This window comes from Caballeronia calidae (assembly GCF_900044055.2).
GTDB classification, from domain to species: domain Bacteria; phylum Pseudomonadota; class Gammaproteobacteria; order Burkholderiales; family Burkholderiaceae; genus Caballeronia; species Caballeronia calidae.
In genome coordinates this window covers 33,235-51,567 of the sequence record NZ_FCOX02000035.1, presented here as the reverse complement: position 1 = coordinate 51,567, position 18,333 = coordinate 33,235, and the positions used below count along the sequence as shown (strand labels likewise).

22 protein-coding genes are annotated in these 18,333 nt (G+C 63.1%); 12 read left to right on the top strand and 10 right to left on the bottom strand.

Going from position 1 to position 18,333, the window contains the following annotated elements:
- Positions 1 to 12 precede the first annotated feature (12 nt).
- From AWB78_RS26930 to AWB78_RS26920, 3 genes are read right to left on the bottom strand one after another with little or no spacing between them, the layout of a single operon-like run.
- The gene (locus tag AWB78_RS26930) at positions 13 to 720 is read right to left on the bottom strand and encodes an ABC transporter ATP-binding protein (RefSeq protein ID WP_062609015.1); all 708 of its coding nucleotides are present in this window, start codon (positions 718 to 720) and stop codon (positions 13 to 15) included.
- The gene (locus tag AWB78_RS26925) at positions 717 to 1,502 is read right to left on the bottom strand and encodes an ABC transporter ATP-binding protein (protein WP_062609014.1); all 786 of its coding nucleotides are present in this window, start codon (positions 1,500 to 1,502) and stop codon (positions 717 to 719) included. The genes AWB78_RS26930 and AWB78_RS26925 overlap by 4 nt, the downstream gene beginning before the upstream one ends.
- Entirely contained in the window at positions 1,499 to 3,379 is a 1,881-nt protein-coding gene (locus AWB78_RS26920; protein ID WP_062609056.1) for an ABC transporter permease, read from the bottom strand. The genes AWB78_RS26925 and AWB78_RS26920 overlap by 4 nt, the downstream gene beginning before the upstream one ends.
- A gap of 325 nt (positions 3,380 to 3,704) precedes the next feature.
- Between AWB78_RS26920 and AWB78_RS26915 the strand changes: the two genes are divergently transcribed.
- The 4 genes from AWB78_RS26915 to AWB78_RS26900 all read left to right on the top strand — a co-directional run bounded on the left by AWB78_RS26915 (position 3,705) and on the right by AWB78_RS26900 (position 7,221).
- Positions 3,705 to 3,893, top strand: a complete 189-nt coding sequence (locus AWB78_RS26915) for a hypothetical protein (RefSeq protein WP_062609013.1) — start codon at positions 3,705 to 3,707, stop codon at positions 3,891 to 3,893.
- Positions 3,894 to 4,152: 259 nt separating this feature from the next.
- Positions 4,153 to 4,347 (top strand): hypothetical protein, encoded by a 195-nt coding sequence (locus AWB78_RS26910; protein WP_062609012.1) that lies wholly within the window; start codon positions 4,153 to 4,155, stop codon positions 4,345 to 4,347.
- A gap of 145 nt (positions 4,348 to 4,492) precedes the next feature.
- The gene (locus tag AWB78_RS26905; protein WP_062609011.1) at positions 4,493 to 5,827 is read left to right on the top strand and encodes a glutamine synthetase family protein; all 1,335 of its coding nucleotides are present in this window, start codon (positions 4,493 to 4,495) and stop codon (positions 5,825 to 5,827) included.
- Positions 5,828 to 5,844: 17 nt separating this feature from the next.
- Positions 5,845 to 7,221: an aspartate aminotransferase family protein gene (locus tag AWB78_RS26900; RefSeq protein ID WP_062609055.1), complete on the top strand. Its 1,377-nt coding sequence runs from the start codon at positions 5,845 to 5,847 to the stop codon at positions 7,219 to 7,221.
- Here AWB78_RS26900 and AWB78_RS26895 read toward each other — a convergent pair.
- Together AWB78_RS26895 and AWB78_RS26890 are read right to left on the bottom strand one after the other, a co-directional pair.
- The gene (locus AWB78_RS26895; protein WP_062609010.1) at positions 7,205 to 8,101 is read right to left on the bottom strand and encodes a LysR substrate-binding domain-containing protein; all 897 of its coding nucleotides are present in this window, start codon (positions 8,099 to 8,101) and stop codon (positions 7,205 to 7,207) included. The genes AWB78_RS26900 and AWB78_RS26895 overlap by 17 nt on opposite strands.
- A gap of 67 nt (positions 8,102 to 8,168) precedes the next feature.
- Positions 8,169 to 9,122 (bottom strand): 2-hydroxyacid dehydrogenase, encoded by a 954-nt coding sequence (locus AWB78_RS26890; RefSeq protein WP_062609054.1) that lies wholly within the window; start codon positions 9,120 to 9,122, stop codon positions 8,169 to 8,171.
- Between the two features lie 329 nt (positions 9,123 to 9,451).
- Here AWB78_RS26890 and AWB78_RS26885 point away from each other — a divergent pair, with 329 nt between their 5' ends.
- Positions 9,452 to 10,834 (top strand): MFS transporter, encoded by a 1,383-nt coding sequence (locus tag AWB78_RS26885; RefSeq protein ID WP_062609009.1) that lies wholly within the window; start codon positions 9,452 to 9,454, stop codon positions 10,832 to 10,834.
- A gap of 49 nt (positions 10,835 to 10,883) precedes the next feature.
- Here AWB78_RS26885 and AWB78_RS26880 read toward each other — a convergent pair whose 3' ends face one another.
- The gene (locus AWB78_RS26880; protein ID WP_062609008.1) at positions 10,884 to 11,519 is read right to left on the bottom strand and encodes a TetR/AcrR family transcriptional regulator; all 636 of its coding nucleotides are present in this window, start codon (positions 11,517 to 11,519) and stop codon (positions 10,884 to 10,886) included.
- A gap of 166 nt (positions 11,520 to 11,685) precedes the next feature.
- On the opposite strand from AWB78_RS26880, the gene AWB78_RS26875 reads away from it, so the two are divergent.
- From AWB78_RS26875 to folE, 4 genes are all read left to right on the top strand, one after another.
- Positions 11,686 to 12,117 carry a YybH family protein gene (locus AWB78_RS26875; RefSeq protein WP_062609007.1) on the top strand — a complete coding sequence of 144 codons (432 nt, stop codon included), beginning with the start codon at positions 11,686 to 11,688 and terminating at the stop codon, positions 12,115 to 12,117.
- A gap of 14 nt (positions 12,118 to 12,131) precedes the next feature.
- Positions 12,132 to 12,575, top strand: a complete 444-nt coding sequence (locus AWB78_RS26870) for a VOC family protein (protein WP_062609006.1) — start codon at positions 12,132 to 12,134, stop codon at positions 12,573 to 12,575.
- 71 nt (positions 12,576 to 12,646) lie between these two features.
- Complete coding sequence (locus AWB78_RS26865) at positions 12,647 to 12,850, top strand: hypothetical protein (protein ID WP_062609005.1); 204 nt, start codon at positions 12,647 to 12,649, stop codon at positions 12,848 to 12,850.
- A gap of 82 nt (positions 12,851 to 12,932) precedes the next feature.
- Positions 12,933 to 13,583 (top strand): GTP cyclohydrolase I FolE, encoded by a 651-nt coding sequence (folE, locus tag AWB78_RS26860; RefSeq protein WP_062609004.1) that lies wholly within the window; start codon positions 12,933 to 12,935, stop codon positions 13,581 to 13,583.
- Positions 13,584 to 13,645: 62 nt separating this feature from the next.
- On the opposite strand, the gene epsC is transcribed toward folE, so the two are convergent.
- Positions 13,646 to 14,572 carry a serine O-acetyltransferase EpsC gene (gene epsC, locus AWB78_RS26855; RefSeq protein WP_062609053.1) on the bottom strand — a complete coding sequence of 309 codons (927 nt, stop codon included), beginning with the start codon at positions 14,570 to 14,572 and terminating at the stop codon, positions 13,646 to 13,648.
- Between the two features lie 201 nt (positions 14,573 to 14,773).
- The gene (locus AWB78_RS26850) at positions 14,774 to 15,007 is read right to left on the bottom strand and encodes a hypothetical protein (RefSeq protein WP_062609003.1); all 234 of its coding nucleotides are present in this window, start codon (positions 15,005 to 15,007) and stop codon (positions 14,774 to 14,776) included.
- A gap of 278 nt (positions 15,008 to 15,285) precedes the next feature.
- Between AWB78_RS26850 and AWB78_RS26845 the strand changes: the two genes are divergently transcribed.
- Positions 15,286 to 15,894, top strand: a complete 609-nt coding sequence (locus tag AWB78_RS26845; RefSeq protein ID WP_062609002.1) for a DUF3005 domain-containing protein — start codon at positions 15,286 to 15,288, stop codon at positions 15,892 to 15,894.
- A gap of 93 nt (positions 15,895 to 15,987) precedes the next feature.
- Here the strand turns inward: AWB78_RS26845 and AWB78_RS47745 are convergent, their stop codons facing one another.
- Positions 15,988 to 16,140 (bottom strand): hypothetical protein, encoded by a 153-nt coding sequence (locus tag AWB78_RS47745; protein WP_198399356.1) that lies wholly within the window; start codon positions 16,138 to 16,140, stop codon positions 15,988 to 15,990.
- A gap of 181 nt (positions 16,141 to 16,321) precedes the next feature.
- On the opposite strand from AWB78_RS47745, the gene AWB78_RS26840 reads away from it, so the two are divergent.
- On the top strand, positions 16,322 to 16,777 hold the full coding sequence (locus AWB78_RS26840; RefSeq protein WP_062609052.1) for a hypothetical protein: 456 nt from the start codon (positions 16,322 to 16,324) through the stop codon (positions 16,775 to 16,777).
- A gap of 120 nt (positions 16,778 to 16,897) precedes the next feature.
- Positions 16,898 to 17,323 carry a GNAT family N-acetyltransferase gene (locus tag AWB78_RS26835; protein WP_062609001.1) on the top strand — a complete coding sequence of 142 codons (426 nt, stop codon included), beginning with the start codon at positions 16,898 to 16,900 and terminating at the stop codon, positions 17,321 to 17,323.
- On the opposite strand, the gene AWB78_RS26830 is transcribed toward AWB78_RS26835, so the two are convergent.
- Entirely contained in the window at positions 17,320 to 18,258 is a 939-nt protein-coding gene (locus tag AWB78_RS26830; RefSeq protein ID WP_062609000.1) for an SMP-30/gluconolactonase/LRE family protein, read from the bottom strand. The two genes, AWB78_RS26835 and AWB78_RS26830, sit on opposite strands and share 4 nt — an antisense overlap.
- Positions 18,259 to 18,333: the final 75 nt, after the last annotated feature.

Sequence of the window (18,333 nt, the reverse complement as noted above, 5' to 3'; positions counted from 1 at the left end):
TTCGAATTCGTTTCAAACACCCAGAAACGCGCGGCGCGCGACATCGTCGCGGGCGAATGCGCTCATCGCGCCTTCATGGCGCACCTGTCCTTTCTCCAGCACATAGACGCGGTCGCTGACGAGTTCCGCGAAGTGCAGGTTCTGCTCGGACAAAAGAATCGCGAGTCCTTCGCGCTTCAGCTCGAGAATCATATCGGCCATCTGCTCGACGATCACGGGCGCGACGCCTTCCGATGGCTCGTCGAGCAATACCAGGCGCGGATTGCCCATCAGCGTGCGGGAGACCGTCAGCATTTGCTGCTCGCCGCCGCTCATGCGGCTCGCGCGGCGATTGCGCATCGCGCCGAGATTCGGGAACACGCGAAAGAGCTTGTCCGGCGTCCAGAGCGGCGCGTGCTCGCGCGGCGGCTGGCGGCCCGTGTCGAGATTCTCCATCACGGTCAGATCGCCGAACACGCGGCGATCCTCGGGAACGTAGCCCAAACCCTTTCGCGCGATGCGGTGCGGCGCCAAGCCGGCGATGTTCTCGCCCAGGAACGACACCGCGCCCGAAATGCGCGGCAAGAGGCCCATCACGGCCTTCATCGTCGTGGATTTGCCCGCGCCGTTGCGGCCCATCAGCGCGACGACTTCGCCATGCCCGACTTCGAAGCCGACATCGAAGAGGATCTGCGCGCGGCCATAAAACGCATTCAGCGCGTCGACTTTCAGCAGCGTCATGACGATGCTCCCGTGCCCAGCACCGCGCGCGGCGCAAACGATGCGCCCGTGCCGAGATACACCTCGCGCACGCGCGGATCGTTGCGGATCGTTTCGGCATCGCCTTGTGCGATGAGGCGGCCGCGTGCCAGCACGATCAGCCTGTCCGCATGAGAGAACACCACGTCCATGCTGTGCTCGGTGAACAGCACGCCGATGTTGCGCTCCTTCGCGAGACGCGCGGTGAGCGCCATCAGCGCGTTGCGTTCCTGCGGCGCCATGCCCGCGGTCGGCTCGTCCATCAACAAAAGCTTCGGACGGTTCGCAAGCGCGATCGCCAGCTCGACGCGCTTCACGTCCCCATAGGCGAGCACCGCGCAACTGCGCTGCGCGTGCCCGGCCATGCCGACGAGATCGAGCAGGGCCATCGCTTCATCTTCCTTCCATGACACAACGCGGCCGAACAGACTGTAGACGCGCCGTTCCTGCGAAAGCAACGCCATCTGGACGTTTTCGAGCACGGTCATCGAATTGAAGGTCGCGGCGATCTGAAACGTGCGGCCCACGCCGCGACGCCAGATATCGCGCGGACGCATGCCGACGATATCGTGGCCGTCTAAACGGATCGCGCCCGATGTCGGCCTCAGTTGTCCGTTGATCATGTTGAAGCACGTCGACTTGCCCGCGCCGTTCGGGCCGATGAGCGCGAGCAACTGCCCTGCTTCGAGATCGAACGTGACATCGTCGACGGCCTGCACGCCGTCGAAAGACTTCGAGAGATGCGCAATGGAAAGCAGTGTCATTGCGCCTCCCTGAAGAAGCGCTCGCGCACGAAGCCCGCGAGGCCTTGCGGAAACGCGATGACGAGTATCAGGATCGCGCCGCCGAGCAGCGCCTGCCAGTAATCGGTCTGCCGCGCGACCGTGTCCTGCAGCCACGTGAACACGCTCGCGCCGACGATCGGACCGGCGAGCGTCTGTATGCCGCCGAGCAGGACCATCACGAGGCCATCGACGGAGCGGCCCACGCTGATCGCTTCGGGCGAGATATTGCCCTTCGAGAACGCATAGAGCGAGCCCGCGAGGCCGCATACGAGCGCGGCGACGACGAACGCGGCCCACTGCACGCGCGCGACGTTCACGCCGATCGCTTCGGCGCGCAACGGGGAGTCGCGGCCCGCGCGCATCGCGAGGCCGAGCGGGGAGAACACCATGCGGCGCAACAGCCAGACGCCGAGCACGGCGAACACGAGCGTGAGGTAATAGAACGCGACGGGCGACGATAGCCACGGCGCGGGCCAGATGCCCAGTATGCCGTTGCTGCCGCCCGTGACCGCATCCCATTGAAAGACGACCGACCAGACGATCTGCGCGAACGCAAGCGTGAGCATCGCGAGATAAACGCCCGACAGGCGCACGCAGAACCAGCCGAACACGAGCGCGCCGATGCCCGCGATGAGCGGGCCGAGTACGAGCGCGGCTTCCATCGGCATCGCGAAGACCTTGAGGAACAACGCCGCGCCGTATGCGCCGAGGCCGAAGTACGCCGCATGCCCGAACGAGTGCATGCCGCCCGGTCCCATGATGAAGTGCAGGCTCGCGGCGAACAGCACCGCGATCATGATCTCGACGAAGAGCACGGGCATGTACGGAAACGCATCGGCGGCGAGCGGCGCGAGCGCAAGCGCGATCACGACGATGAGCGCGGCGAGCTTCATCTTGCGTGTCGCGGGGCGAAGGGGCTGATCGGCGGGCGCGGCGGAACGCGCGATCGCCTGCGCGCGGCCGAAGAGCCCCCACGGACGCAGCACGAGCACGACGGCCATCACGACGAACTCCGCGACGAGCGTGAACTTCGACAAGGAGAAGTCGATGCCCGCGATCGACACGTGCCCGATGCCGATGCACATCGCCTTGATTTCGGCGATCAGCAATGCCGCGACGAATGCGCCCGGAATCGAGCCCATGCCGCCGACCACGACGACGACGAACGCATTGCCGATGGTCTCCAGATCGAGCGACAGATTCGCGGACATACGCGGCACCTGCAGCGCGCCGCCCAGTCCCGCGAGCAACGCGCCGACGAAGAACACGCCGGTGAAGAGCCACGCCTGATTGACGCCGAGTGCGCCGAGCATCTCCCGGTCCGCGCTCGCCGCCCGCACGAGCGTGCCCCAGCGCGTGCGCGTGAGCGCATACCAGAGCGCGAGCAGCACGAGCGGCCCGATGACGATCAGCGCGAGATCGTACGCGGGCAGCGGATGGCCGAGCATCTGCACGGCGCCTTCGAGATGCGGCGCGCGCGGGCCGAACAGGTCTTCCGGCCCCCACAGCCAGAGCGCGGCATCGCGAATGATCAGCACGAGCGCGAACGTGGCGAGCAGATGAAAGAGTTCGGGCGCACGATAGATGCGCCTCAGCACGCTCACTTCGATCGCCGCGCCGATCGCGCCGACGAACAGCGCCGCCCCGGCAACCGACGCCCAGAAGCCCGCGACGCTTTCGCCGAAACGGCTCGTCAGGCTATACGCGACATACACGCCGAGCATGTACAGCGAGCCATGCGCGAAGTTGACGATGCGCGTGACGCCGAAGATGAGCGACAGGCCCGAGGCGACGAGAAAGAGCGCGCAGGCGTCGGCTAAGCCGTTGACGAGTTGGACGAGCAGGTTGGAGAGCATCGGGTGAAAGGGCGGCACGGGTGCGTGAGATCCGACATTATCGGTGATCCGCACGGCGCCCTTGCCGATATGCAAAAACCCCTTGCAACGCGTACGCGAGTGATGACCCATTGCAACCGTTCATCGTCGTTTCTTGATATCCGCATTTGCAATCGAATGATCGGATGCACGAAGTCAACTGGATAACTAAGACTGGCAATCAAAGATCGGATTTTACGGCTCACGTTCCTTTTAAATTGAATGCTAGACTGATTTCGATTCGTTCAGATTGCTAATTAATTGGCCGAATCAGATTCTTATTTCTTGCTTTCCAAGAGGAACAATCATGTACAAGATCAAACGCTCGGAACTCGTGAAGTCGGCTCATCCGCTGGCTGGCGGCGCGGCCAAGGTGGAGAACAGCGGCAACGTCGGAATGGGCAACATCACGATCGGCGACGTCAGCACGCAGCCGCCGAGTCAAACGAACAACACGAACACGGTCGACATCACGATCGGGATCGGTCAACTTTAAACAGAGGTAGTCCGGCACCGGTACTCTGATTCGGTGTCTTCGAGCATTTCCTGCTCCGCATGAGCGTTTTCAGGCTCTGACGCAGACTTCAGGTCACGGGGTCGCGCTCCATTAGCGCGCCCTTTCCCGTATCTCCGCTCACACCGTCTGCTCCGCGAAATCCCGTCTTGACGGCATCCGTCACTCGTATATCCTCGTCGAAGGGCAATTGTCGGCATCGGCATTGCTCTGCCAATCAACTCGCCAAACGAGTGTTATCGTGAAAGCCCAAAGCCCTCTGGCACGTCGGAGCACGCAACGCTCCTGCGCCGATCGCTGCGGCATGATTCCCGATTGCCGCTTCCTGTCGGATTCCACCATTCTGTCCTGCCGCAGCGTGCGGCGTCGTAATGCCGTTTCCGCGCGCGCGTTCATCGCCGTGCATTGCGTCGGCGCGGCTTCGCTGCTGCCGTAGCGCCTCTTCTCTCTTTTCAACGCCTGCTGACCGGTTCGCGCGCGTGCGCCTGCACGCGTGATTGCGCGCGCGTTCTTTCTTCGCGCCTTTGCGATGCGTCGCAAAGGCCGGGAAACGTGCGCCTGTTCAAAACGAGAGAACGAAAATGGAACGCATCGACGAATTCCTGCGAAAGCATCACATCACCGAGATTGAAGCAATCATTCCCGACATGGCAGGCACCGCGCGCGGCAAGATCATTCCGCGCAGCAAGTTCGAATCCGGCGAATCGATGCGCCTGCCGCAAGCCGTGATGATCCAGACCGTCACCGGCGACTATCCCGACGATGGCAGCTTCACCGGTCTCACCGATCCCGACATGGTCTGCGTGCCCGATCCCGCGACGATCCGTCTGATTCCATGGGCCGTCGATCCGACCGCGCAGGTCATCCACGATTGCGTGCATTTCGACGGCACGCCCGTCGCGATTTCGCCGCGCGGCGTGCTGCGGCAAGTGCTGCAGAAGTTCGCGGCGAAGGGCTGGCGTCCGGTCGTCGCGCCCGAGCTCGAGTTCTTTCTCGTCGATATGAACCGCGATCCGGACTTGCCGTTGCAACCGCCCGTCGGCAGAACGGGGCGCGCGGAAACGGGACGCCAGGCGTATTCGATCGATGCCGTGAACGAGTTCGATCCGCTCTTCGAAGACATCTACGCGTACTGCGAGGTGCAGGAACTCGAAGTCGACACGCTGATTCATGAAGTCGGCGCGGCGCAGATGGAGATCAATTTCATGCACGGCGATGCGCTCAATCTCGCCGACGCCGTGTTTCTCTTCAAGCGCACGGTGCGCGAAGCGGCGCTGCGTCACAAGATGTACGCGACCTTCATGGCCAAGCCGATGGAAAGCGAGCCCGGCTCGGCCATGCACGTGCATCAGAGCATCGTCGATGAAGAGACGGGGCGCAATCTCTTCACCAGCCGCGAAGGCGAACCGACCGGCCTGTTCTATAGCTATATCGCGGGCCTGCAGAAATACACGCCCGCGCTCATGCCGATCTTCGCGCCGTATATCAATTCGTATCGCAGGCTCTCGCGCTTCATGGCCGCGCCGATCAACGTGCAATGGGGCTACGACAACCGCACCGTGGGCTTTCGCGTGCCGCATTCGTCGCCGCAGGCACGGCGCATCGAGAACCGCATTCCGGGCGTGGACTGCAATCCGTATCTCGCGCTCGCGGCGACGCTGGCCGCGGGCTATCTCGGCATGACGCAGCATCTCGAACCGACCGAGCCGCTCGCGAGCGACGGCTATCGCCAGCCCTATCAGTTGCCGCGCAATCTCGATGAAGGCCTCGCGCTGATGGGCGCTTGCGAGCCGCTCGCCGACATGTTCGGCGAGAAGTTCGTGCGCGCGTATCTCGCGCTGAAGGAAACCGAATACGAAGCGTTCTTCCGCGTGATCAGTTCGTGGGAACGCAAGCATCTGCTGCTCCACGTTTGATATCGGGAGACGACGACATGAACGATCGAATCGATTCGACGGCACATTACCGCGCGCTCGATGCCGCGCATCATCTGCATCCGTTCTCCGACATGGGCGCGCTCAATCGCGCGGGCAGCCGCGTGATCGTGAGGGCCGAGGGCGTGTATCTGTGGGACTCGGAGGGCAATCGCATCATCGACGGCATGGCCGGGCTATGGTGCGTCAATGTGGGCTATGGCCGCCGTGAACTCGCCGATGCCGCGCTGAAGCAGATGCAGGAACTGCCCTACTACAACACCTTCTTCAAGACGACGCATCCGCCGGTGATCGAGCTTTCCGCGTTGCTCGCGGAACTCGCGCCCGCGAAATTCAACCGCTTTCTCTATTGCAACAGCGGCTCGGAAGCGAACGATACGGCGCTGCGCGCGGTGCATCGCTATTGGGCCGTGCAAGGCAAGCCGCAGAAGCGTCATGTGATCGCGCGCGTGAATGCGTATCACGGCTCGACCATCGCGGGCGCCACGCTCGGCGGCATGAGTTATATGCACGAGCAGATGCCGTCGAAGATGGAGCACGTCGCGCATATCGATCAGCCGTACTGGTTCGGCGAAGGCGGCGCGCTGGACGCCGACGCATTCGGTCTCGCGCGTGCGCGTCAGCTCGAAGCGAAGATTCTGGAGCTCGGCGCGGAGAACGTCGCGGCATTCATCGGTGAGCCGTTTCAGGGCGCGGGCGGCGTGATCTTTCCGCCATCGAGCTACTGGCCCGAGATCGAGCGCATCTGCCGCAAGCACGATGTGCTGCTCATTGCCGATGAAGTCATCGGCGGATTCGGGCGCACGGGCGAATGGTTCGCGCATGAGCACTTCGGCTTCGAGCCGGATGTCATCACGATGGCCAAGGGCCTCACGAGCGGCTATGTGCCGATGGGCGCGGTCGCGCTATCGGATGCCATCGCGGATGCGATCGTGAACCACGGCGAGTTCAATCACGGCTTCACGTATTCGGGGCATCCGGTCGCGGCGGCGGTCGCTGTGGCCAATCTGAAGCTGCTGCGAGACGAAGGCATCGTCGCGCGCGCGAAGGACGATGCAGGGCCCTATTTTCAGCGGCGATTGCGCGAAGCGTTGGGCAATCATGCGATGGTCGGCGAGATCGCGGGCACGGGGCTGGTCGCGGGCATTCAGCTTGCCGAAGATCGTGCGGCACGCACGCGCTTCGCCAATGGCGACGACATCGGCACGATATGCCGCGACTTCTCGTTCGCGGGCAATCTCGTGATGCGCGCGAGCCACGATCGCATGTTGCTGTCGCCGCCGCTCGTCGTCACGCATGATGAGATCGATGAAATCGTCGATAAAGCGAGCGCCGCGATCGACGCCACGGCACGCGCAATCACGCGCGCCGCTTAGCGAAGTATTCCGCCGCCATGTGCCGGAAGGCCGTGACGGCGGGATTGTCCTGATCGGTGCGCCACGCCATGCTCATTTCCGCCTGAACGGCATGGCCGGCGATGTCCCTGAACTCGACATTGTCGTAGTGAAACCGTTGCGACGATGCCGGAAGAATGGACACGCCCAATCCCGCGCGAACGAGCGACAGAATGGTCGGCGTCTGATCGATGTATTGCGTGAAATGCGGCTTCACTTCATCCGCGACGAGCATGCTCATGATGCGGTCGTAGAAGTACTTGCCGTGCGTGGGCGAATGCATGATGAACGCCTGCTCATGCAAGTGCTTCAGTTCCAGTCGATCGAAGCGGCATAGCGCATGTCCCGCAGGCAGCGCGACGATCAGCGGCTCGCGATCGACGAGAAGAAACTCCACTTTCTGCCGCGACGGCAACGGCCGCATGAAACCGAGGTCGATGGCATTCGCCTCGAATGCTTCGATCTGCGCGACGGAGATCATTTCGAGCAGGACGACATCGATATCCGGCAGATCATGCTTCGCCGCGACGAGCAACTCCGGAATCAGCTCGTATCCCGCCGCTCCCGTGAAGCCGATGCGCACGCGTCCCGTCTTGCCCTTGCTCGCGCGCCGCACGGTGCTTTCGGCCTGCTCCGAGAGATTCAGCAGGCGCGTCGCGTCCGCGAGAAACACGCGCCCTTCCGTGGTCAGCTTGACCGTGCGGCCGACGCGCTCGAACAGCTTCACGCCCAGGTTCTCTTCGAGCAGATGAATCTGCCTGGAAAGCGGCGGCTGCGTCATGTTGAGCAATGAGGCCGCGCGCCTGAAGTTCAGCTCCGTCGCGGCGGCGACGAAGCAACGCACTTGTCCGAGATCGAGCATTCGTAATCGACGTTGAAGTGATAGCCGATCATTATATGTTCGTCCCGCACAGGCTCATACGCGTGCGTCAGGTCGTCAGGCTGCCTTCGGGACGCTGTCCCGCGAGACCCTGTGCAAGGCTCGCGAGCACCATCTCGCCCATCGCCGTGCGCGATTCGACCGTGGCGCTCGCGCGATGCGCCTGCAGCACGACGTTATCCATCTCGAACAATTCGACGGGCACATTGGGTTCATCGACGAACACGTCGAGGCCCGCGCCCGCGATCGCGCCGCGCGACAGCGCTTCGACGAGGTCGCTTTCCACCACGAGCTTGCCGCGCGCGATGTTGATGAGATAACCGTCCTTGCCCAATGCATCGAGCACGGCGGCGTTCACGATGCCCTTCGCTTTATCGGCGGCGGCGGCGAGCACGAGGATATCGCTCTCACGCGCGAGCGACAGCAGATCCGGCACGAAGCGATAGTCGACATCGTCCATCGCGCGCACGTCGGTGTAGGCGATCGGGCAGCCGAACGCGGCGGCACGCTGCGCGATCGCGCGGCCCACCTTGCCGAGGCCCACGATGCCCACGCGCTTGCCGCTGAAGCGGCGCGACAACGGAATCGCGCTCGGGCTCGGGTTCGTCACCCACTTGCCGTTCTTCACGAACGCGTTGCCGGGGCAGATCTCGCGCAGCGTCGTGAGGATCAAACCGATCGCGAGATCGGCCACGTCCTCGGTCAATGCGCCGAACGTGCCCGTCACCGGCATGCCGCGCGAACGCGCGAATTCGAGGTCGACGGCATCGGTGCCCACGCCGTTCACCGCGATCACCTGCAATGCCGGCAGGCGCTCGATCAGCTCATTCGAAATGCCCGTATGCCCGCCGGTGATCACGCCGCGAATCGACGCGCCGTGCTCGCGGATATACGCTTCCTTGTCGTCCTGCTCGAACAGGCGATGCATCGTGTAGAGCGTATCCAGCTTGTCGTTGATGGCCGGTACGAGGATGGGGTTCAGTTGCAGAATGCTCGGCTTCAATTCGCGTGCTCCGTGGTGTTCGTTTCCGATGTGGAGCGGATGATGTCTGCTTTTGCCGATGACGTCCAATCCCAAAAGGCTATCAATTGATCCACGAATCGAACCGACATTCACCGCGCTCCGATCGATTCAATCCGGGAATCAGGTAATAGCAATAAAAGATTGGACGCTCTTGCGGGCCGTCCCCACAATTCGAAGCATCGGAAGGCATATCGACAATAAAGCCTTGAAAATTAAATCGGAGACAACAGCGTGAGCCTGCGCCCTACCCGCAATCCATCGATTCGCCTCCTTCAAGCTGCCACGCACGCAGGAATGGAGGCATCGCGATGAGCAACGCTGACGGCATCATCGCTTCCTCACAAGCCGAACCCATCGCGGAGAAGCGCACGAAGCATCGCTGGGTCGTGATGGGACTGATCTTCTGCATCTGGGCGATCGCATGTGCGGATCGCGCGAACTTCGGCATCGCGCTGCCTTATCTGAAGAAGGAATATCACATCACCAATACCGAGGCCGGCCTGATCGTGAGCCTGTTCTCGTTCGCTTATGGCTTCGTGCAGATTCCCGTCGGCCTGCTTTACAAGCGGCTCAGCGAAAAGACCACGGGCTTGCTGTTCTCCGTCTTCATGATCCTGACTTCGGTCTTCACCGGATTGATGGGCACCACGTCATCGGTATTCTTGCTGATGGCATATCGCGTCGGGCTCGGCTTGTCGGAAGGGCCGCTCGGCATCGGCTGCACGAACGTCATCAATCGCTGGTTTCCCGCGAAGGAAAAAGGCACCGCGACCGGCCTGTGGATCGCCGCATCGAAGCTCGGGCCGCTCATCGTGCCTTCGGTGTGCATCATCGTGATCCAGCTGTGGGGATGGCGCGAGATCTTCTACGTGTTCGCGGTGCCGGGCATCGTGCTCGCACTCGTGTGGCTCGTGTTCGTGACGAACTCGCCGGGCGAGAACCGTTTCTGCTCGCCCGCCGAGCGCCGCTACATCGCCGATGAAACGACCGTCGACGGCAACGGCGGCAAGCCGCTCTCCCGCGCACGGATGACGCCGATGCCCCGGCTCGATGCGTTCAATCGCACGAAGCGCGTGCCGCAACTCGAGACGGTTCGCCAGGTATTCGGCTCGTGGAATATCTTCGGCATCGCGCTGGGCTATGGCTGCATGATCGGCATCAGCAATATCTTCATCTCCTGGATTCCCACTTATCTCGTCACGGTGAAGGGCTTCGCTTCGGTGAAGATGGGCTTTCTCGCTTCGGCGCCCTTCATCGGCGCGGTGACGGGCAACATGCTGGGCGGCATCATCTCGGATCGCCTGCTCGGCGGCCGCCGCAAGCCGATGATGATGCTCGGCGCGCTCGGCACGATGATCATGACCTTCCTCCTGATCGATGCGCCCGACAGCGTCGCGTATCTCGGCGGTGCGCTGATGCTGGCCGGTCTGATGCTCGGCATCGGCTTCGCGGGCTACTCCGCGTATCCGATGGGGCTTGCAACAAAGGCCACCTATCCGACGGCGTTCGGCATCGTGAACTCGGTCGGGCAGATCGGCGGCGCATGCGCCCCGCTCGCGGTCGGTCTTCTGCTCGACAGCTATAGCTGGACCGCGGTGTTCCTGTACATGGTCGGAACGGCGACGCTGTGTCTGCTGTTGCTCATCAGCGTCGTGGAGCCGATAGCCGAAGAGAAGCGGCCGGCGAAGTAATCGAATGGATCAGACGAATCGCGCCGCCTCGTGCGGCGCGATTTGCATTTCAAAGACCGTTCTCGACCATGTCGAGCAGACGGGCGGCGAGCGGCTCGATCTGCGCGGGCTTCAGACCCTGCAACGGACCTTCGATCAGCAGCAGCGCGAAGCCATGCACCGCGCTCCACGCGAGATATTCCGCATCGGACCGGCGCTTCGCATCGAGCGCGCCCGTCTCCGTCATTTCATCCAGCGCGCGGCTCAGCAGTTGAAATGGATCGAGGCCGCCTGGTCCCGCGCCATAGGGCGCATCGTGCTCGCCCCACTCGGCTTGAGGCGCGGCAAACGCCGTGCGAAACAGTCCCGTCTCCGTTTGCGCGAAGCGCAGATAACCCGCGCCGATGGCCCGCAAACCCGCGCGCGCCGCGTCCGCCCGCCGACGCTTTTTCGGGCGCGCGGCCAGCTCGTTTTCCATCGCCTGCGCGACGAACGACAGCGCCGCCGATCGCACCGCCGACAGCAATTCCTGACGGCTCTCGAAGTGCCGATAGGCCGCGTTCGGCACGACGCCCGCGCGGCGCGTCGCCTCGCGCAGCACGATCGCATCCGGACCGCCCTCGCGCGCCAGTTCAATGCCCGCGTCGATCAGCGCGCGGCGCAAATCGCCATGTCGGTATGTGCTGCGCGGCTTGCCATTTGTCATTTTGATTCGTCGGGCTTTCCCTTATGTGGACACTGTCCATTATCTCTGCTACTTTTTGTGGACGGTGTACACAACACGAAAAATAGTTCTGCATCGGTGCTTGCCGTTGCTTTGTCACGACGCGGCGGCATCGTGTGCAATGCAGGCCAACTCACTGGAGGCAGCCATGACCCATCCGAACGTTCGTGCGCAAGAGAGTGAAGATGCCGCCCGCATTCGCGAACTGATCGAAGCGTGGCGGCAGGCCGTGCTCGCGAAGGATGTCGACGCGCTCGTCAGTCATTACGCGCCGGATGTCGTCGTGTTCGATGTCGTGCCGCCCGCATCGCTCACGGGCGTCGAGCCCTATCGCGAGAACTGGCGGCGCTGGTTCGACAGCATGAAAGGCCCGCTCACGTTCGAGATGCGGGACGTGCAAGTCGCCGCGAGCGGCGATCTGGCTTATGCGCACTCCGTCAACCACGTCGCCGTAGGCGAGCAGGAGGACATCGTGCGCGCCACCGTGTGTTTCAGGAAGATCGGCGGCGACTGGCGTGTCGTGCACGAGCACGCATCGGTGCCGCTCATGATGGATATGGACCCCGACGAAAAGTCATAACGCAAGGAGCAGACATGCAAGTGCAACCCTATCTGTTTTTCGAAGGCCGCTGCGAAGAGGCGATCACGTTCTACCGCGAGAATCTGGGCGCGCAAGTCGTCATGATGATGCGCTACAGCGAAAATCCCGAAGCCGGCAAGGCAGAGACGGCGAGCGGCTGCGGCATTCCGCCGGGGTCCGAGAACAAGATCATGCATTCGGCTTTCACCATCGGCGACTCCATGCTGATGGGCTCGGACGGCATGTGCAGCGGCAAGCCCGACTTCAAGGGCGTTTCGCTCTCGCTCACGGCCAACGACGAACAGCAGGCGGAAAAATACTTCAACGCGCTGTCCAACGGCGGCCAGGTCCAGATGCCGATGACGCAGACCTTCTTCGCGAAGCGCTTCGGCATGGTGGCCGACAAGTTCGGCGTGTCGTGGATGGTGCTCGGCGGCGTCGAGGGCAAGCCCGCTTAACGCGCGTCCAAACGCCCGGCTGGTACGCCGCTTGCGCGCCTTTCATCGCACCATTCGAAAGGAGACGCGACATGAGCAACTACGCCGGACGTTCCCAGGAAGACCGTATCGCACAGCGCAAGGGCATCACGCAAACGTCGCAGGAACAGCCGGGCGGCTCCATGGCCGAGCCCGGCACGGAACCCGACAAGGATCACAGCAGCGGCGTGCTGACGGAGGAAGGCAAGCAGGTCTGGCGCACCGGTTCGGGCATCGATGGAGGCGGAAAAACCTGACACTCATATCGACCATCGGAAACGTGGAACAATGGCGGGGTGCCGAATGCACCAATTGCACCTTGACTGACAGGAGCTTTCAATGAGCGCCCCGCGCAAAAACCATTTTTCAGGCTCGGACATGCCTGCTGACCAAGCCGATCGTCCGACCCGCGAGGAAGCCGAAGCCGCCGTGCGTGTTCTTTTGCGCTGGGCGGGCGACGACCCGCGCCGCGAAGGCCTGCGCGATACGCCGGGGCGCGTCGTGCGCGCCTACGAGGAATTCTTCGCGGGCTATGCGCAGAACCCGCACGACATCCTCGCGCGCACGTTTTCCGAAGTGCAGGGCTATGACGAAATGATCGTCCTGAAGGACATTCGTTTCGAAAGTTATTGCGAGCATCACATGGTGCCGATCATCGGCCGCGCGCATGTGGCTTATCTGCCGAACAAGCGCGTAGTCGGCATTTCCAAGCTCGCGCGTCTCGTCGATGCATTCGCGAAGCGTCTGCAGATTCAGGAGAAGATGACCGCGCAGATCGCCGATACGCTGAACGAAGTGCTGCAGCCGCTCGGCGTGGGCGTGATTCTCGAAGCCGCGCATCAATGCATGTCGACACGCGGCGTCCATAAGGCGGGCGTTGCGATGGTCACGTCGCGCATGCTCGGCTCGTTCCGGGACGATCCATCGACGCGCCGCGAGTTTCTTGCCATCGTCGGCGATCAGAGCGCGTTCAGCGTGTCGAATACCTGACGCCGCACGAACGCGGCAGCGCACGCAACAGAAAGAAAGGGCCTCGCGGCCCTTTCGTCATTTCATGCGCCGAAACCATTGCCCGGCCCGTCGGGGCCGGAGCCTTCGCGAACCTTGCCCTGCGACACGTTGCTCCCCGGCGGCACGCTATGCGTGAGCCACACATTGCCGCCGATGACCGAGCCCTTGCCGATGGTCACGCGCCCGAGAATCGTCGCGCCCGCGTAGATGACGACATCGTCCTCGACGATCGGATGCCGCGCGTTGCCCTTGACGAGCGTGCCGTCGCTGGTCGAAGGAAAGCTCTTCGCGCCGAGCGTCACGGCCTGATACACGCGCACATGCTGCCCGATCACCGCCGTCTCGCCGATCACGACGCCCGTGCCGTGATCGATGAAGAAGCTCGGCCCGATCGTCGCGCCCGGATGGATGTCGATACCCGTCAGCGAATGCGCGATCTCGTTGATGAAGCGTGCGAGCAGCGGCACGCCGAGCCTGTGCAACGCATGCGCGAGGCGATGATGCGTCATCGCCCAGACGCCCGGATAGCACAGCAGAATTTCGGTAATGTGCTGCGCGGCCGGGTCGCCCGTGAAAGCGGCCTGGATATCGCTGACCAGCAGCGCGCGGATCTGCGGCAACTGCATGCCGAACTCGCGCGCGATGGCGAATGCCCGTGCCGAAAGATCGGCTTCGTTCGTCTCGCGATGCTCGGGCAGGAAGCGCAGCGCGCGGCGAATCTGCTCGTGCAGCAGACGCAAGGTGCTTTCGAGCGTCTGCCCGACGTAATAGTCGACGCTCTCGGCGGTCAGATCGGGCGCGCCGTAATGCGTGGGAAAAAGCGCGGAGCGCAGGCCGTTGACGATCCTGACGATCGCCTCGCGCGAAGGCAGTTCGCGTATGCCGAGCGGATGCCGCGTGCGATGCAGTTCCTCGCGCGATTCGCGCAAGTCCGCGACGATGCGTGCGAGGCCCCATTCCTGCGGCATGTCGCGCGTGGTGTCGTTGGAAGATTCGAGCGGCGGTATGAAGCCAGGCGTGGGCGTGTTCTGCATGTCGGCCATGATGCGAGAGAAGCGGCCGCCGCACTCGCGCACGACGGATGAAACGTCAAGCGTAACCGGTTTTGGAGAAGCGTGCCGCCCGGCGGCTCGCGCGCCGGCGTGCCCGATGCGTCATGCGGGTATCGCTCACACGGTGACGTTGCTTGCGTCGATCCATCGCACGGCCCAGTCGCGCGCGTGCGCGATGGCATCGCCCTCGTTGCGGAATCGCAGGTCGGACGGAAAGAAACGGTTCGCGACGAGTTCGCCATCGCTCGATCGCGAGATCACCACATACGGCTGGTAGCTGCCATCTCCGGCCCGGGCGGGCGCGCAGTTCAGAAGGTAGCCTCGATGTGAAAAGGCTGCATCGTGTTGCATGAGTCACCTGTGTGAAAGTGCCCTGCTCGTTCGAATCGCATTGCTCTTGTTCGACGGCAACAGACACGTTCTCCTGATTGCTCGCGTCTCGCCTGTTGCACTTTGCCGCCGACAGGTTCCAAATAATACTTGCAGGAAATCGGCTTGGGGTTGAAAAAAGGTCCGAAATATTAGGTATCCGTTAAGGCGCCCTCAGGCAAGGCTCGCGGTTCCGTCGCCATAAAGCCGGAACGAGTCTTGCGGGAGGGTTTGGTCAGTTCAGGTCAACGGAGCATGCGATGAACAACGCTGAAGCAAACGAGCCGCAAGGCAAGCAGACCCAGCGCACCGCCGAAAGCCCGATCAAGACACCGGCGGCGGAAACAGCTCATGTGAAGATGAGCGACGCGATGAAGGCCGCATCGGGCGGCGAGGCCCATGCGGGCGCGGGCGCGAAAACGGAGACATCGAAGGGCGGCATGCATGTCGGTCCGCAAGGTCTCTATGAAAAGCCGCCGCGCGGCGTGGACGTCGCCAACGACGACGGCCTCGACGACACCGTCGATGCCGACGCAAAGAGCATTCATGCGCGGCGTGAAGCGGAGATGCGCGCGCGCGAGCCGGACTCCGTCATCAATTCGAATGCGACGCCGGTGAACTATGTGCCCGAACCGGGCGACGGCCTCGGCGGCTTCGACAGCCGTCCCGGCCGCAATGGCGTGCTCCTCGCGCTCGAGCGCGGCTATCGCCTGATCGATCGCGGCATGGTTGCGCCGACGGTGCCGGAGGTCGAAGACAAGGTGCGCTTCGAAGGGCGCGATCCGCACGGCCACACGTTGCGAGGGCGCAAGCACTACGCGCTCAATCATCTGCGACCGTCGCGGCTGTTCGAACTCGAGCGCAGTTGAAAGAGGCGCATGCCGGGCATTCATGCCGGTTATGCATAAGCAAAGAGCCGCATGGAATATGCGGCTCTTCTCACTTCATTGCGCCTCTCCGTTTTACTTCGTTTCTTTTTTATCCTCATCCGTTTCGATACGCGTCACGCCACCTGTCGCCGGCGGATCGCTGGCGGGAAACGTATCTTCGACGGCCTTGTCGAGATCTTCTTCATCACGCTCCGGATGCGGGTTCTGCTCCTTGACGTTGCTCATCGTGGCTCCTTGGGTCGTTGCTCATCGATCCGATGTGAAGCAACGCGCGTTCCTCGAAGCGGGCACGGCGTATGCGTATCCCCACGGCGATGATGCGCCGCAGCGCAGCAAACGCCCTATGCGAGAAGCGGCCGACAAGACCACCGGGCAGCGCCCGGCATCGATAAAGGGGAAAGGCCAGATGACGACCCTCCACAGCTACGACGCGTACCCGCACGAGCCCGATGAAGCGCCCGAACTTCAGACGACGGAACGTCACGCGGTCACGCCCGAGCAGCGCTTCACCTCCGCGATTGCGTGTCTCGGCGCTGCATGGGCGCTGTCGTGGGCCGAGTTCGCGCTGACGCTCGCGATCGGCCTGCCCGGCGATACGTCGAGCCATCCGATCGCTGCGTCCATTGCTTCGCGCGTGCTCGTCGGTTTGCTGTACATCTGCGTTGCTTCGCGGCTGCAATGGGCACGCTGGCTCACCATCGTGCTGGGGCTGGTATCGGTTGCGCTCGTCGCGCCGACGCTCGCGTTGCAATGGCACGTCTTCCCCGCCGGCGCGTTCGTGTGCGGCGTGGGCCTCGTCTGCAAGTTCGCGGCGGCGCTCTATCTGCTGTCGCCGATGCCTCCGCGCATCGTCCGCCAATAGCGTTCGACACCGCCGGTTTTTGCAATCCGCGCACTGACACTGACAGGCGCGAAGTGTGCATGGAGCACGGCGCATGGATCGCTTATGCTCGGCGCTTCATGAACGTCATGGAGCGGCGCGATGCAATGGACGCGCAACGACTATCGGCTGAGCACGGACATCGATGAATTCGACTTCGATGTCGTGCATCGTTACCTGAGCGAAGTGGCGCACTGGTCGCCGGGCATCGCGCGCGAAAAGGTCGAGCGCGCCGCGCGGCATTCGCTCGCGTTCGGGCTCTTTCTGCGCGACGCGCAGATCGGCTATGCGCGCATGATCACCGACACCGCGACCTTCGCCTATCTCGCCGATGTATTCGTGCTGCCCGAGCATCAGGGCGCGGGCCTCGGCAAATGGATGATGGAATGCGTGATGGCGCATCCCGACCTGCAAGGGCTGCGCCGCATGATGCTCGTCACGTCCGATGCGCACGGGCTTTATGCGCGCCACGGCTTCGCGGCGAGCAGGCATCCCGAGCGCATCATGGAGAGGATCGGAAAGGCTTAGCCGCCTTTTACGCCCTGCGTGTTGACGTAAATCGAATAGAGCCCGTGGCTCGCCGCCATGAACAGGCGATTGCGATGCCGTCCGCCGAAGCACACGTTCGCGCAGCGCTCCGGCAAGTCGATGTGACCGATCGCTTCGCCTTGCGGCGTGAACACGCGCACGCCGTCGAGCTCGGCGTCGCCCATGCCCCAGCCGCACCACAGATTGCCGTGGATATCGACGCGAAAGCCGTCGGGCGTGCCCGCGCCGGCATCGATCAGGGGACGCGGCTCGCCGAGCCTGCGGCCGCCGTCGAGCACGTCGAACGCATAGATCTTGCGCGGCGTCGAGCGCGACTCGACCACATACAGCACCGATTCATCCGGCGAGAACGCGAGGCCATTCGGGCCGATGAAGTCATCGATCATCATCGTGATCTCGCCGCTCTGGCCATCGACGCGATACACGCATGGCTTCAGTTGCGCCTCGTTCTTCTCGCCCTCGTAGAAGCCGTCGATGCCGAAGGTCGGATCGGTGAACCAGATCGATCCGTCCGACTTCACGACGACATCGTTCGGCGAATTGAGCGGCTTGCCGTCGTAGCCGTCCGCGAGCACGGTGATGGAGCCGTCGTACTCGGTGCGCGTCACGCGCCGTGTCAGATGCTCGCAGGTCACGAGCCGCCCTTCGCGGTCGCGCGTGTTGCCGTTCGCATGGTTCGACGGCTTGCGAAATACGCCGACCTGGCCGCTCTCCTCGTCCCAGCGCAGGATGCGGTTGTTCGGGATGTCGCTCCACAGCAGATAGCGGCCGTCGCCGAACCAGACCGGCCCTTCGGACCAGCGCGCGCCCTGGAACAGACATTCCACCGAAGCCGATGCGATGCGCAGCGCGTTGAAGCGCGGGTCCAGCACGCGCACGGCGGGGTCGGGATAGCGGCGCGAGTCGCTTGTCATTTTTTCTTGTCTCCGGGTTGTGAGTGAGCGCATGGCCTTGCGTGACGGACATCGGCCTGGCGAACGAACGCACGA